Origin of the sequence: Vibrio tubiashii ATCC 19109 (assembly GCF_000772105.1) — a bacterium.
GTDB classification, from domain to species: Bacteria; Pseudomonadota; Gammaproteobacteria; order Enterobacterales; family Vibrionaceae; genus Vibrio; species Vibrio tubiashii.
On the sequence record NZ_CP009354.1, the window covers coordinates 690,572 to 705,043 of the forward strand.

Annotated in this window: 11 protein-coding genes; 6 read left to right on the top strand and 5 right to left on the bottom strand. The window is 46.1% G+C overall.

Annotated features, from left to right (window positions below; genetic code table 11):
* Positions 1-3: 3 nt before the first annotated feature.
* On the top strand, positions 4-864 hold the full coding sequence (gene mepA, locus IX91_RS03240) for a penicillin-insensitive murein endopeptidase (RefSeq protein WP_004747927.1): 861 nt from the start codon (positions 4-6) through the stop codon (positions 862-864).
* Between the two features lie 13 nt (positions 865-877).
* Here mepA and IX91_RS03245 read toward each other — a convergent pair whose 3' ends face one another.
* The 3 genes from IX91_RS03245 to rdgC all read right to left on the bottom strand — a co-directional run bounded on the left by IX91_RS03245 (position 878) and on the right by rdgC (position 3,608).
* Complete coding sequence (locus IX91_RS03245; protein WP_004747928.1) at positions 878-1,132, bottom strand: YfhL family 4Fe-4S dicluster ferredoxin; 255 nt, start codon at positions 1,130-1,132, stop codon at positions 878-880.
* Between the two features lie 3 nt (positions 1,133-1,135).
* Positions 1,136-2,533 (bottom strand): prephenate-dependent tRNA uridine(34) hydroxylase TrhP, encoded by a 1,398-nt coding sequence (gene trhP, locus IX91_RS03250; protein WP_004747929.1) that lies wholly within the window; start codon positions 2,531-2,533, stop codon positions 1,136-1,138.
* Positions 2,534-2,693: 160 nt separating this feature from the next.
* Positions 2,694-3,608, bottom strand: a complete 915-nt coding sequence (rdgC, locus tag IX91_RS03255; RefSeq protein ID WP_004747930.1) for a recombination-associated protein RdgC — start codon at positions 3,606-3,608, stop codon at positions 2,694-2,696.
* Between the two features lie 217 nt (positions 3,609-3,825).
* On the opposite strand from rdgC, the gene phoB reads away from it, so the two are divergent.
* From phoB to IX91_RS03270, 3 genes are read left to right on the top strand one after another with little or no spacing between them, the layout of a single operon-like run.
* On the top strand, positions 3,826-4,515 hold the full coding sequence (phoB, locus tag IX91_RS03260; protein WP_004747931.1) for a phosphate regulon transcriptional regulator PhoB: 690 nt from the start codon (positions 3,826-3,828) through the stop codon (positions 4,513-4,515).
* A gap of 25 nt (positions 4,516-4,540) precedes the next feature.
* The gene (phoR, locus tag IX91_RS03265) at positions 4,541-5,839 is read left to right on the top strand and encodes a phosphate regulon sensor histidine kinase PhoR (protein ID WP_004747932.1); all 1,299 of its coding nucleotides are present in this window, start codon (positions 4,541-4,543) and stop codon (positions 5,837-5,839) included.
* A 20-nt stretch (positions 5,840-5,859) separates the two neighbouring features.
* A complete protein-coding gene (locus tag IX91_RS03270) occupies positions 5,860-6,795 on the top strand; it encodes a PstS family phosphate ABC transporter substrate-binding protein (protein WP_004747933.1) in 936 nt (311 codons plus the stop codon).
* A gap of 38 nt (positions 6,796-6,833) precedes the next feature.
* Here the strand turns inward: IX91_RS03270 and ppx are convergent, their stop codons facing one another.
* Positions 6,834-8,327: an exopolyphosphatase gene (gene ppx / locus IX91_RS03275; protein WP_004747934.1), complete on the bottom strand. Its 1,494-nt coding sequence runs from the start codon at positions 8,325-8,327 to the stop codon at positions 6,834-6,836.
* Entirely contained in the window at positions 8,308-10,419 is a 2,112-nt protein-coding gene (gene ppk1 / locus IX91_RS03280) for a polyphosphate kinase 1 (RefSeq protein WP_004747935.1), read from the bottom strand. The genes ppx and ppk1 overlap by 20 nt, the downstream gene beginning before the upstream one ends.
* Positions 10,420-10,614: 195 nt before the next feature.
* Between ppk1 and IX91_RS03285 the strand changes: the two genes are divergently transcribed.
* Entirely contained in the window at positions 10,615-12,798 is a 2,184-nt protein-coding gene (locus IX91_RS03285; RefSeq protein ID WP_004747938.1) for an ABC transporter permease subunit, read from the top strand.
* 26 nt (positions 12,799-12,824) lie between these two features.
* Positions 12,825-14,471 (top strand): phosphate ABC transporter permease PstA, encoded by a 1,647-nt coding sequence (gene pstA / locus IX91_RS03290; RefSeq protein ID WP_004747939.1) that lies wholly within the window; start codon positions 12,825-12,827, stop codon positions 14,469-14,471.
* The last annotated feature ends 1 nt before the right edge of the window (position 14,472 follow it).

The following is a 14,472-nucleotide window of genomic DNA, read 5'->3' on the forward strand; positions in this document are numbered from 1 at the left end:
AGGATGAGAAACACAATCGCGATGACGATAGCGGCGTTCTTATCCTTGCTGAACGTGATTCCAGTGACGGCGCATGCCACGCCCTGGGAGCAGATTCAAACCCCTTCCAAACAGAACCCTCAAGCCATTGGCAGTTATGCGAACGGCTGTTTAGCAGGTGGTGCCGCTTTACCACTTGAAGGTGAGGGCTACCAAGTGCTCCGCAGTCAAAGAGCACGCTACTATGGTCACCCTAATGCTGTTAGCTTCATTCAGAGATTGGCTAGCCTGACCAAGGATAAGCTCAATACCAGGCTGCTTATTGGTGATATCTCTTTACCACAAGGTGGGCGTTTCTCTAGCGGTCATTCTAGTCATCAAACTGGTCTTGATATTGATATTTGGCTGCGTTTGGCTGACTCTCCGCTGTCGCCAACAGATCTAGAACAACCAACGCCAATGAGCGTAGTGAACCTAAAACAGTATCAACTGCTAAAGAAAAGCTGGGACAATCGTCACTTTCAATTGATTAAAATGGCAGCGAGTGATGAGCAGGTCGCACGGATATTCGTTCATCCAGTGATTAAAGAAAAGTTATGCGCTAGCGAAGAGGGAAGTGAAAGAGAGTGGCTGCGAAAGGTACGTCCTTGGTGGGGCCATCACTATCATATGCACGTACGATTACAGTGCCCTGAAGGAAGTATGAATTGTAAACCGCAGGCGGAGCCACCTCAAGGTGATGGCTGTGGGGCAGAGCTAGCGAGTTGGAAACCTCAACCCAAACCTGCAGCTCCCAAAGTAACGACAGCCAAACCGAAAAAGAAGCCTGTTAAAGTGATGCACCAACAGTGTCAGCAATTACTCAACAAAAACGCCGCTCGATGAGCGGCGTTTTCAATTAAGCTAAACCTTGAATAATGACGAACTTTTCGAGCAGTTCTTCATCGGTTTCAACGTGGTTAGGATCTGTGATGATACATTTGGTTATTGGACACACAGACTGACACGTTGGCTTTTCATAGTGACCTTTACACTCAGTGCAGAGATCTGGATCGATCTCAAAGATAGTGTCACCCATGGTAATTGCGCCGTTTGGGCATTCTGGGTCACACATATCGCAATTAATGCACTTGTCGGTAATCAGTAACGCCATTGCTTATTTACCAGTTGGGTTACGGGTATCTTGACCTGAGTTTAGGTTACGCATTAATAGGCCGTACTCTAGATCCATATCTTCTGGAACTGGAATGAATACGAAGTGGCCGTTTCCTTTTGCGTCCTCAATCTTCTCTGACTTGCGGTTTTCCATTGCTTCAAGTGTGAAGATCACGTTGCCTTTTGGCGTCATGAGCTCAAGGCTATCACCAACAACGAATTTGTTTTTCACTTCAACTTCAGCAAGGTCACCACGGCGTTTGCCTGTGAATTCACCGACAAATTGCTGAGCGTCAGAAACTGAGTAACCGTAATCGTAATTTTGGTAAGCGTCATGAGTGTGACGACGGAGGAAGCCTTCTGTGTAGCCACGGTGAGCTAGGCTTTCAAGAGTGGTCATCAGGCTCTCATCAAATGGCTTGCCTGCAACCGCATCATCAATCGCTTTACGGTAAACTTGCGCAGTACGAGCACAGTAGTAGAAAGACTTAGTACGGCCTTCAATCTTGAGTGAATGAACACCCATCTTAGTCAGGCGCTCTACGTGTTGGATTGCACGTAGGTCTTTTGAGTTCATGATGTAAGTGCCGTGCTCATCTTCGTAAGCTGCCATCTTCTCTTCTGGACGGTGTGCTTCAGAAAGCAGAACTACTTCATCTGTTGGCTTACCACGACCGATTGTCGTTTCTGGACGCTCGTCTTGAACTTCAACTGCTTGCGCTTGTGCTGGGTCGAACTTCTCAACGATGTCGCCAGTGTCGTTTTCTTTGCCTTCTTCAACCTTGTATTCCCAACGACATGCATTGGTACATGTACCTTGGTTAGGGTCACGTTTGTTGATGTAGCCAGAAAGTAGGCAACGACCAGAGTAAGCCATACATAGAGCACCGTGAACGAACACTTCGAGTTCAGTTTCAGGACAGTGCTCACGAATTTCTTCGATCTCTTCCAGAGAAAGCTCACGAGAAACAATCACGCGCTCAACGCCGTTTGCCGCCCAGAACTTCACTGTTGCCCAGTTTACCGCGTTCGCCTGTACAGACAGGTGAATTGGCATTTCAGGGAAGGCTTCACGAACCATCATGATTAAACCAGGGTCAGACATGATTAGTGCGTCTGGGCCCATTTCAACCACAGGTTTAAGGTCGCGGATGAAGGTTTTTAGCTTAGAGTTGTGCGGTTGGATGTTACAAACCACGTAAAGCTTTTTGCCAAGGGCATGAGCTTCGTCGATACCAATCTTTAGGTTTTCGTGGTTGAACTCGTTGTTACGTACGCGAAGGCTGTAACGAGGTTGGCCTGCGTATACCGCGTCTGCGCCGTAGGCAAATGCGTAACGCATGTTTTTCAGGCTACCTGCTGGTGACAGTAGCTCAGGTACGAATGCTTTCTCAGTCATGTGTAATTCTCTTAATCTGATCTCAAGTCAGGCCGATTCCACCAGATGGGATCGGGGGCGAAAATTTTACGCCAAAATGTGACCTGTGACTAGGAAAAAGTCCATAACTAAGATGGGGAATTGCAAAAGGTGCCCGAATAGGTCGAGCACCTAGGAGGCATTAAGCGTTAGGGTGAGGTAAACCACCTAAGCATTCGTACAGGTTAGGTAGGAATGCGCTTAGCTCGCCACACAGTAGAGAGAAGTCAGCGTCAAAGCGCGCTGCTTGATCTTCACGTGGAATATCATCATTTTGGTCTTTAAGCTCATCAGAGAACTTCAAGCGTTTAATACTGCCGTCTTCAGCTAAGATGAACTCGATACGCTCTTGCCACCATAATGCCAGTTTAGTCACGACTTTATCAGCATCAATATGGCTGCGGATCTCGTCTGCTGTCAGCTCTTGCTTCTTACAGCGAATCACACCGCCTTCTTCAAGCACTGATTTAAGCTCGGCTTCATCAAGCATTTGAATACCAACCGGCGTCTCACCCGTTTTCACCCACTCAGTCAGGGTTGTTTCTACCGCTTTTTCTGGGATAGCAGGAACCACAGGTAAGCTGCCCATCGTCTTACGTAGTAGTGCTAAAACATCTTCCGCTTTTTTGAAGCTGCTCGCATCGACTAAAATAAAGCCTTCTTTAGGCAGTATCAGAACATAAGTGTGGTTGCTACGGCTAAAGGCGCGCGGAAGCAAATCCATCACAATATCTTCTTTGAGGTTATCTTTTTCTTTCTTTTTAAGAGGGCGACCTTCTTGCGCTTCAAGAGCTTCTACCTTGGCATTCAAAGAGTCTTTAATGACTGATGCAGGTAGCATTTTTTCTTCTTTCTTAGCGCAGATAAGGATGCGGTTTTCAGAGACGTGAGTCATCATGTCACCATGCTTGCCCATGGCGGTAACCCAGCCAAATTTCTGCTTATCTTGGCTGCCACACGGGGTAAAACGAAACTCAGCTAATTGTTTCTCAAGCTGATCTGCGTTGAACTCAATTTCACGGTTAAAACGATACACCAGACAGTTTTTAAACCACATACTCTTTCTCTATACCTTTAAATTAGCAGCCAATCATAAAGACTTTTGTCGCGCTTGTCTTACTGCAAACACACAATAGTGGGATGAAAGTTATATGAAAATTTGTTTTCAAAGGTCACAAAAGTGTCATAATTGCTAGTAATAATGCCTATGCATCAAGAGGCGGCAGAACTGCCTTAATCATGAGAAAACTCAATTAACATAAGGTTATGCGATTATGTCTAGAAGGATTCTGGTTGTTGAAGACGAAGCACCAATTCGCGAAATGCTTTGCTTTGTTCTTGAACAGAAAGGTTACCAAGCGGTGGAAGCGGAAGATTACGACAGTGCGGTAACTAAACTGGCTGAACCCTTCCCAGATCTAGTGCTACTAGATTGGATGCTACCTGGTGGCAGCGGTATCAATTTTATTAAACATATGAAGCGTGAAGAGCTGACGCGTAACATTCCTGTTGTGATGTTAACGGCGCGTGGTGAGGAAGAAGACAAAGTCCGTGGACTTGAAGTCGGCGCTGACGACTACATCACCAAGCCATTCTCACCTAAAGAGCTGGTGGCTCGCTTAAAAGCTGTGATTCGTCGTGTGACACCAACCGCGCTAGAAGACGTGATTGACGTTCAAGGTCTTAAACTAGACCCAGTTTCACACCGTGTTACGGCTAACGATGAAGCGTTAGATATGGGCCCAACTGAGTTCAAAATGCTGCACTTCTTTATGACGCATCAAGAGCGCGTATATAGCCGTGAGCAACTGCTGAACAATGTTTGGGGAACCAACGTTTATGTTGAAGACCGCACAGTGGATGTACATATTCGTCGCTTGCGTAAAGCGCTAGAGGCAGCAGGGCATGACAAACTGATTCAGACAGTTCGTGGTGCAGGCTACCGATTCTCGACGAAAGCGTAACAAGCAATACCATTTGGAGAGGTAAGTGGTAGAACGGTTAACTTGGAAAAAGCTAGCCTGGGAGCTAGCTTTTTTTTACACCCCTTGGGTGATTGTAGGCTGGATTTTCGGATATATGCCGTGGTTGCTATTAGCTGCCACGGTTTTGCAGCTTGTATGGCATTTACATAACCAGATGCGCTTATCTGCTTGGTTGTGGGACGAAAAGCGTCTTACGCCACCTTCAGGCAGTGGTAACTGGGAATCGTTGTTTAACGGTATTTACCGTTTGCAGCAACGCCAACGTAAAAAACGCAAAGAGTTAACCAACCTAATTCGCCGTTTCCGCAATGGTGCAGAATCCTTACCGGATGCCGTGGTCGTGTTTCGCGGTGAGGGGAATATTGTCTGGTGCAACAAACTTGCCCAGCACCTACTTGGTTTTAAATGGCCCGATGATTCAGGTCAGCCAATTTCGAATCTGATTCGTACGCCGGATTTTATTAAGTACCTCAACAAGCAAGACTTTTCTGAACCACTTGAGATGCGTTCGCCGCTCAATGTTGAACGTATGCTTGAACTGCGTATCGTACCCTACACAGAAGGCGAGCACTTGATGGTGGTGCGTGACGTATCTCAGCTTAAACAGCTGGAAGGGATGCGTCGTAACTTCTTCGCCAATGTCTCTCATGAGTTAAGAACGCCAATGACGGTGCTGCAAGGTTACCTTGAAATGACCGAAGATCCAGACATGGTGGTTGGCCCAATGTGGACCAAAGCTCATGGCGTAATGACTGAGCAGCTCAATCGCATGAATAGCTTGGTTAATCAGTTGCTGACGCTATCTAAGATTGAAGCTGCGCCGATGCATGAGCTTGAAGAGGTCGTCAATGTCCCTGCGATGCTTGAAGTGCTAGAGAAAGAAGCGGCGAGTTTAAGCGGTGAGCTCGAACATAAATTGTCGTTCGATGTTGATAGCAGCCTGCGTGTATTAGGCGATGACGACCAGCTACGCAGTGCAATATCGAACTTGGTATACAACGCAGTGAAATATACTCCGGCAGGGGCAGATATTCGAGTTCGTTGGTATCAGTCTGCACAAGGTGCGCACTTAGAAGTGGAAGACAGTGGTGACGGTATTGAGCCGCAACACTTACATCGCCTGACTGAAAGATTTTATCGCGTTGATAAAGCTCGCTCTCGCGATACAGGCGGCAGTGGCTTAGGTTTAGCTATTGTAAAACATGCGCTTAGTCATCATGACTCACACCTTGAAATTCAAAGTGAGGTCAATGTCGGCAGTAAGTTCTCGTTTATTCTGCCACCGCGATTAGTGGTGAGTTAATGAGAATAGCCGTAGCGTCAATGTTATTGAGTGTCTGTATCTCTGCTTTTGCGGCGGATGAACTGCCAAGCTACAAGAAAAAGTCGGGGATTACGGGCAGCTTAACTAGTGTCGGCTCTGATACTTTGGCAGGTATGACGACCTTGTGGGTTGAGGAATTTAAAGAGCTATACCCGAGCGTTAATGGTCAGGTACAAGCTTCGGGCTCTTCGACTGCACCCCCTGCGCTGACTGAACGCACAGCGCAGTTTGGTCCTATGAGTCGGCCAATGCGAAATCGTGAGATCGAAGCATTCGAAAGAGAGCATGGCTACAAGCCGACTGAACTGAGAATTGCCATTGATGCAATTGGGATTTTTGTTCATCGCGATAACCCAATCAAAGGGCTGAACTTTTCACAGCTCGACAGTATTTTCTCGGCGACACTCCGTTGTGGTTCAACGCAACATATCAATACTTGGTCAGAGTTAGGTTTAGACTATCAGTGGGCTAAACGAGGCATGCAGCTGTTCGGCCGAAATTCCGTTTCTGGAACCTACGGCTATTTTAAGAAAAATGCACTTTGTGGTGGTGATTTTAAAAATAGTGTCAATGAGCAGCCAGGCTCGGCGTCTGTCGTTCAATCTGTCAGCTCTGCAATCAACACTATTGGCTACTCCGGTGTTGGCTATCAGGTTTCTGGAGTGAAGTTGTTACCGATAGCGAAACAGGGTCAAGATTACATCCAAGCGAGCCAAGAGAATATTCTATCAGGTAAGTACCCACTATCGCGCTACTTGTACGTCTATGTAAACAAGAACCCAGTTAAACCACTCAGTCCCATCGAGCAAGAGTTCATTCGCTTTATTTATTCAAAGCAAGGGCAGGCCTTGGTGGCGAAAGATGGTTATATTCCCATCTCGACGGACATCGCTCGCCGAGAGTTAGCGAAAGTCGGTATTTCGGAAGAACAGTAAGCCCAGCTAGAGCCTCATTTAAGAGGCTCTATTTGCATCTAGAAGCTCAATTCCCAGCCGGCAGCCAGCCAATATTCTTGCTCACTGGTTAGGTCCGCATCGAGCAATTTATTTGCTTCCAACCAGTTTTCATCTTGCGAAGTGAGTGACCACTTATCGCCATTGATAGACAGTTTAAGCTCTGGCAGCGGTTCATCATTACGTTGACCATTGACTAAGATCGCCAAGCGTAGAATACGTATCAAACCGACGATGTGCTTTTTCTTAAACAGGGTAAACTCTTCCATTTCATGCAGTTTGAGGGCTTTTCTTTGGAATCGAACCAACATGGCTAACACACGTTGCTGCTCGCGGTTAAAGCCCGGCATGTAAGTATTACGAAGAATGTATGCGGAATGACGGTGAAAAGCTTGCAGGCTGATACTTAACCCTACTTCATGTAGCAGTGCGCTCCACTCTAGCAAGTCGAACAGCTCTGAGCTTTTTTTGATGCCGAGATCTTTATGGACTTGCTGCAAAAACTCGGTCGCTTGGCCTTTGATTTTTGCCGCGTGTTCTAAATCTACGAGATGTTTACTGGCGAGGTTCTCAGTGGTTCGCATACGAATATCAGAGCGTTTAAAGCTGTCTTCCATTTCAAACAGGAGACCTTCACGTAGTGCGCCCTCTGAAAAGTGTATCTCAGTAACTTTGAGGCTTTTTACTATTGCGCACAAGATAGCAACGCCGGCGGCAAAGACGGGTTTACGTTCTGGGGTGAGCCCACTCAGCTCAATCTCATCAATTGTTTCCCACTCGCACAGCGTATCGATCACTTCATTCAGTCTTTTCGCGTTGATGAGGCCATCCTCATAACCTAAGCCTACTAGAACTTCTCGGATTGCCTTGATAGTGCCAGAAGAACCAAAAGCAACATCCCAACCTTTTTTCTTGTAGCGATAGGCTAAAGACTCCATCTTCTGCTCGGCGGCGAGAATAGCTTTAGCGAAATTTTTCTTAGATAACTTGCCGTTAGCGAAGTAACGTTTGGTGTAACTAACGCAGCCCATTTGCTTACTGTTAATCAATTGGGGCTCGAATCCGCTTCCAATGATCATCTCAGTACTCCCCCCACCAATATCGACCACCAGTTTTGAGTCTGATTCAGGCTGGGTGTGAGCCACACCAAGGTAGATCAAGCGCGCCTCTTCAATGCCGGGAATAATTTCAATCGGAAAAGGGAGGACTTCCCGAGCGCGCTGCAAAAAGATATGTGCGTTATTGGCTTGGCGAAGCGTGTGGGTTGCTGCAATGCGAACGTTTTGTTGCTCAAAGCCTTGTAAGCGCTCAGCAAAAATCGCAAGGCACTCTAATCCACGTTCAATAGAAGCATTGTCTAGGTTTTTTTGTGCGTCGAGCCCAGCAGCTAGCCTAACTCGCTGCTTATGGCGGCTGACAAGTTGTAAGTCTTGGTCAATGACTTTCGCTACCACCATATGGAAGCTATTGGAGCCCAAATCTATAGCGGCAACGTCACGAATGTCCGAGGTCATGTTTTATTAACGGCTCTTTACGTTTCTGATTCTTAGTTTGTTTTTCTATATTTTTAAGATAGTCGTAAATGGCAATTTGTGAGCGAACTTTCTTTCGGTTTCCGCGCGCTACGTAGCTATTACTCATTTCTTTATCGATCCATCTCGCCTTCACTGTATCGGTAAAGTGGATGTTAATGATATCAATAATGCGCTGTTTAAGACGTTCGTCACGAATAGGGGTTGCGACCTCAATGCGATGGTCAATATTACGTGTCATCCAATCCGCTGAAGAAATGTAAACCTGTGGGTCACCGTTATTGTGGGTAATCATAACCCTTGGATGCTCTAAGAATCGATCAACAATGCTGATGATCTTGATGTTGTCACTGACGCCTTCGACCCCAGGAACTAAAGAACACATACCGCGAATGATCATGCGAATGTTGACCCCAGCCCCACTGGCTTCATAGAGTTTATTGACCAAGCCTTTATCGACTAAGTTATTGGCTTTAAGAGTCAACTCTGCCTTTAGGCCTTGCTCTGCATTAGCGATTTCATTGTCTATCAGGCGGTAGAGTTGTTTACGCGAGTTGCGCGGTGAGACGATCAAGTGGTGGAACTTAATTGGTCGGTAAGGATTTTCTATGTAGTTGAATACCCCACGAACCTCGTTGGTGAGCTCAGAGTCCGCTGTGAGCAGAGAAAAGTCGGTATAGATTCGCGCATTTTTTTCGTGAAAATTACCGGTTCCAATGTGCGCGTAACGAACAATCTCATCCTCTTCTCGGCGGCTAATGAGTAGCAGTTTGGAGTGAATCTTCAGCCCCGGAACGCCAAATATGACATGAACGCCAGCTTCGGTGAGTACTTTTGACCACTCGATATTCGCCTCTTCATCAAAGCGTGCTTGCAGCTCAACGACAACAGTCACCGCTTTGCCATTATGAACCGCGTCAATGAGCGAGTTCATAAGGCGTGAGTCTTTGGCGACACGATAGATGTTGATCTTAATGCTCAGCACTTTAGGGTCGAACGAAGCTTGCCGTACCCATTCACTGATATGCTCAAAAGTGTGGTAGGGGTAGTGCAGCAAGATGTCCTGCGCCTTGATGGCATCAAATTTATTGGCGTATCCGTTAAAGTCGGCACATGCCATTGGCGGTAATGGTTTGTTTTCTAAGTAGTCTCTTCCGACATTAGGAAAGTCGATAAAGTCTTTAAAGTTATGGTAGCGTCCACCTGGAATTAAGCTGTCATAATTGGAGACTTTGAGTTTTCTACATAGAAAGTCGAGCATAGCTTGCGGCATTTCTCGCTCGTAGATGAATCTGACCGGCATCGCGGTTAAACGTTGGTTGACCCCTTCAGACATTTGCTCAATTAAGCTGTGTTCGACTTCATAGTTAAGATCATATTCAGCATCGCGTGTCATCTTCATCGCATAGCCGTTGAGTTCGTCATAATCGAAAAATCCACTGAACAACTCATCTAAACAGTAGCGAATAATGTTATCGAGTAAGATGATGGTTTTACGATGCTTGCGCTTTTGCTCTGGCACCATCACAAAACGAGGTAGATGATCGGTCGGGACTTCAATCAATGCATACTGACTTTGCTCACCGCTACGCAAATCAACGGCAATGTAGGCATATTCATCTTTTAGAAACTGCAGCACATCAATATCATCACGCATCATCAGTGGGGTGATGTGAGGTAGAACTTGTTTGCGGAAGTATTTTCTTACCCAATTTTGTTGAGTTTCGTTGAGCTGAGTCTCATTGACTAAAAAGATTCTATGTCTTGCCATATCGCGGATCAGCTCAGCGTATAGTTCATCGAAACGTTCGTTGAGTCGTAGCGCTTTGGTCTGCATCTTGGTTAACAAGTGTTTGGAATTATCATTTATTCCACGTTCTTGATTGATCAGAATTCGGCGTTTTACATCGGCAAAACGAACTTTGTAAAACTCATCTAAGTTATTGGAAAATATACCAAGAAAACGGATTCTTTCGATTAAAGGCACACTTTTATCTGCGGCTTCTTGTAAGACGCGCTCATTGAAAGAGAGCCAACTTAATTCCTTTTCAATATACAGTTTCTCTGCGCTCATGATCTTACCTTTAACCGAAGTGACGAAGTAAAGTATTGAGAAAACTCTCAGATGAATAGCAACTTAAGGTGCTTAGATGACAGTTTTATTGCAAATTTTTATTGCATTGTTTTCAGTTGTTTATTGCGATCTGTAATATAATTGTCACCTAGTAGAAATATTATACCCTCGGACGAAAATAGGTAAGAGAAACAGATGGGCCAAGCAGAATTCTCATTGCGAGAGCGAGATCAAAAGCGACTAATCAAAGATCGATTAGTTCGACTCGCTGTATCTGCTGGTGGTGTGGGCGTGTTGGCGGCTCTGGTTCTGATCTTTGTCTACCTTGCCATGATGGTATTGCCCTTGTTTAGCGATGCCAAAATAACGCCTAATGTTCGTTCAGTTCCCATTTCAACCGCGCAGCCAATAGCACTAGGTGTCGATGACTCTGGCGAAAGCGCTTTTGTCATCTCTAACCAAGGAGCAATCGACTTCTGGTCACTGACCAAATCAAGTAGTGAGCCCGTGCTATCGCAGCAGGTGGGTCAACTCAATGACTTATTCGCTCAGTCACTCTCTGCACAAGGTTTATATGCTTTTGCTTCGCCACAAGGACAAGTAAAAATCATCAAGCCAAACTTAGATTCAGAGATGAAGCAAGGCGTTAGAGTACTAACCCCGAGTGTCACTGAACTCAAGCTACCATTTGATCTACGTACTGATAAGCACAAGTTAGTTAAATTTGCTTTTGCTACCCAAGACAGTATGGCGTTGGCGGGTTGGTATGATGATGGTTTTGTCAGAGTCCGTTGGTTAGAGCAGGGGCAAGCCCACCATTTCACTTTTGCCGCGCCAATGCCTGATTTGGATCAGCTAGTATTGACGCCTGACGGCAAGACACTTTATTTGCGTTCTGGCTCAGAGCTTATCGTGGCGCTGAAGAAACAGAATCGATTTGAGGTTCGTGAGGTAGTGGACTTGAGCCAAGGTCGCCCTGAACATGTCGTCACCGATATAGATTTATTACCGGGAGCCTACTCAGTTTTGGTCACTCACCAAGACGGTCTTGTATCTCAATGGTTTGATGTACTGACGGATGGAGAACGTTATTTAACTCATATTCGCCAGTTCAAGCTCGCTTCCGAGCTTCAATTCTTGTTGCCAGATACCTACCGTAAAGGGTTCTACAGTTTTTATATCAACGGCACGGTGCAAAGTCACTATACCACCAGTGAAAAGCTGGTGATGTTTGAGCGCGCATATCAGAAAGCCCCTCAGCTTGCTGCTATGTCGAACAATGAATCTTATCTGCTTGCCATTGATGACAGCACGCTTAGCTTATCTGTGATTGATAACCCGTACCCTGAAGTGTCGCTCTCCTCGCTTTGGCAGAAAGTGTGGTATGAAGGATATCCTGAACCTGAATTTGTCTGGCAAACCACGTCTGCCAGTGATGAGTTTGAGGCTAAGTTCAGCATAGTACCGATTGCTTTTGGTACTTTAAAAGCAGCAGCATTTGCGATGCTTTTCGCGATTCCTATCGCGGTGTTAGGTGCCATCTACACAGCTTACTTTATGACGCCGAAAATGCGCCGAGTCGTCAAACCTTCGATTGAGCTGATGGAAGCACTACCTACGGTTATCATAGGTTTCTTAGCAGGATTATGGTTTGCCCCGATTGTAGAGAGCCATCTTGCAGCGGTCGTTGCTCTAATGCTGTTTTTACCACTCTCAACCATCATGGTCGGGTTTGCTTGGCATATGGCTTCTAAGCAATGGTCTGGGCAGCTTTCAAATGGTTGGCATGCCGCGATTTTAATGCCAATCATTGTGGTGATTACTGTGGTGATTTTGTCGCAGAGCGGCAATATTGAAGCCTTATTCTTTAATGGTGATGTCAGGGTTTATCTGGCTGAACACGGTATCGATTTTGATCAACGCAATGCGCTAGTGGTTGGCTTTGCGATGGGATTTGCGGTTATCCCTACGATCTTTACTATTGCCGAAGATGCGATTTTCTCAGTACCTAAGCATTTGTCGGATGGTTCGCTCGCTCTAGGGGCGACGCCATGGCAAACACTGATTCATGTTGTTCTATTGACGGCGAGTCCCGGTATTTTTTCCGCGATTATGATGGGACTCGGGCGCGCGGTAGGTGAAACCATGATTGTACTCATGGCAACAGGTAACACCCCAATTATGGATTGGAACATCCTTGAAGGGATGCGCACTCTATCCGCGACGATTGCGGTTGAAATGCCTGAGTCAGCGGTCGGTAGCTCTCACTATCGAATCTTGTTCTTAGCAGCTTTATTGTTGTTAGTCTTTACCTTTGCGGTTAACTCTTTAGCTGAGTGGGTACGTGAGCGTTTACGCGCCAAGTATCGCTCGCTATAAATCAGAATTATTAGGAAACCTTCTACGTGTTTAAGTGGTTAAAGTCAGGCTCTCCTTGGATATGGTTGACGGGCGGTGCAGTCAGTATCAGCTTGTTGTCTGTGTTAGGGCTTTTGCTGCTTATTGGCTGGAAGGGGCTTTCTTACTTCTGGCCTGCCCCCTTGTATCAGTGGCAAACAAAGCAAGGCGATATTCTGGTTGGTCAAGTTTACTCGCAAGAGTACGTCCCTATCAGTCACTTGCGAGAGATGGATATTGAGTTACCGCAGGACGTGGTGGAAAAAGGTTTAGTCAAACGAGTTAGCATCAAGATTGCTAATCGTGATTTATACCCTTCAGACTTTGTGTCGCTGTTAGAAATTGACCTTGATGAGCCAACGAAACCAGAAAACTGGGCGGTTATAGAGCGAACTCGTGGTGGAGATTTTTACGGTCATCCAGTTGGATACATACATGCGGATGGACGTGTAAGTAGCGATATTCTTCAAGACTACACGCAGGGAATCGCGTTTGCTGAAAACTTGCGCGACGAGATCGAAAGTCTCATTGAGCGCGATGTGAGAGTGATTAATGCTCAAGCTGAGCGATTAAGGTTGGAGAGGAAAAAACGTAGCCTGAATGGCACGCTGGATGATGATTTCATTGCTTTGTATCAAAGCCAGAGTAGCAAGTACACCGAGGCGTTAGCGGCAACAGAAGCTGAGTTAGACCGATTGCGTAACCAATTGGCGAACCAAGGTTTGCTGGTTGAAGATATGACTGGTCAGCAGGTAACGATTCCACTGAGTGAGATTCTGGATTTATGGTACCCGAACCAAATGAACCTGGCAGAGAAAATTGCTAGATGGGGTAAGCAGGCGTGGAAGTTCTTATCCGATGATCCTCGCGAGTCTAACTCTGAGGGCGGTGTGTTCCCTGCGATGTTCGGTACCGTGCTACTGGTACTGATCATGTCGGTTATAGTGATGCCACTGGGTGTGATTGCAGCTATTTATCTTCACGAGTACGCTAAGAACAATGCGTTCACCCGCTTAATTCGAGTGGCAGTAATTAATCTGGCAGGTGTGCCTTCCATTGTGTACGGTGTATTTGGACTAGGCTTCTTTGTTTACACGCTAGGCGGCTCAATCGACTCGCTATTCTATGCAGAGAAACTGCCAACCCCGACCTTTGGTACTCCTGGTCTGTTATGGTCAGCACTAACACTTGCAGTGCTAACGCTGCCAGTGGTGATAGTCGCTACCGAAGAAGGCTTAACTCGAATTCCGAGCTCAGTTCGTCACGGTTCTTTGGCGTTAGGCGCGACTCAGTTTGAAACCATGTGGCGAATTGTCTTGCCAATGGCAAGTCCGGCGATTATTACTGGTTTAATACTTGCGGTCGCGCGTGCGGCGGGTGAGGTCGCTCCGTTGATGTTAGTCGGCGCAGTGAAATTAGCGTCGAGCTTGCCTGTCGATAGCCAGTTTCCGTTTTTGCATTTAGAGCGTAAGTTCATGCATTTAGGTTTCCATATCTATGATGTTGGCTTCCAAACCACTAACATTGAAACAGCAAGACCTTTGGTTTATGCCACGTCATTTCTACTTGTAACTGTGATTGTTGGCCTGAACTTAACCGCGATCAGTATTCGAAATAATTTGCGCGAGAAGTACCGAACTCTAGGACAAGATTAAC

What these genes read in the sequence shown, in the direction of transcription:
- mepA (WP_004747927.1), top strand. Translation starts at nt 4, where the DNA reads ATGAGAAACACAATCGCGATGACGATAGCGGCGTTCTTATCCTTGCTG.
- IX91_RS03245 (WP_004747928.1), bottom strand. Translation starts at nt 1,132, where the DNA reads ATGGCGTTACTGATTACCGACAAGTGCATTAATTGCGATATGTGTGAC.
- trhP (WP_004747929.1), bottom strand. Translation starts at nt 2,533, where the DNA reads ATGACTGAGAAAGCATTCGTACCTGAGCTACTGTCACCAGCAGGTAGC.
- rdgC (WP_004747930.1), bottom strand. Translation starts at nt 3,608, where the DNA reads ATGTGGTTTAAAAACTGTCTGGTGTATCGTTTTAACCGTGAAATTGAG.
- phoB (WP_004747931.1), top strand. Translation starts at nt 3,826, where the DNA reads ATGTCTAGAAGGATTCTGGTTGTTGAAGACGAAGCACCAATTCGCGAA.
- IX91_RS03270 (WP_004747933.1), top strand. Translation starts at nt 5,860, where the DNA reads ATGTTATTGAGTGTCTGTATCTCTGCTTTTGCGGCGGATGAACTGCCA.
- ppx (WP_004747934.1), bottom strand. Translation starts at nt 8,327, where the DNA reads ATGACCTCGGACATTCGTGACGTTGCCGCTATAGATTTGGGCTCCAAT.
- ppk1 (WP_004747935.1), bottom strand. Translation starts at nt 10,419, where the DNA reads ATGAGCGCAGAGAAACTGTATATTGAAAAGGAATTAAGTTGGCTCTCT.
- IX91_RS03285 (WP_004747938.1), top strand. Translation starts at nt 10,615, where the DNA reads ATGGGCCAAGCAGAATTCTCATTGCGAGAGCGAGATCAAAAGCGACTA.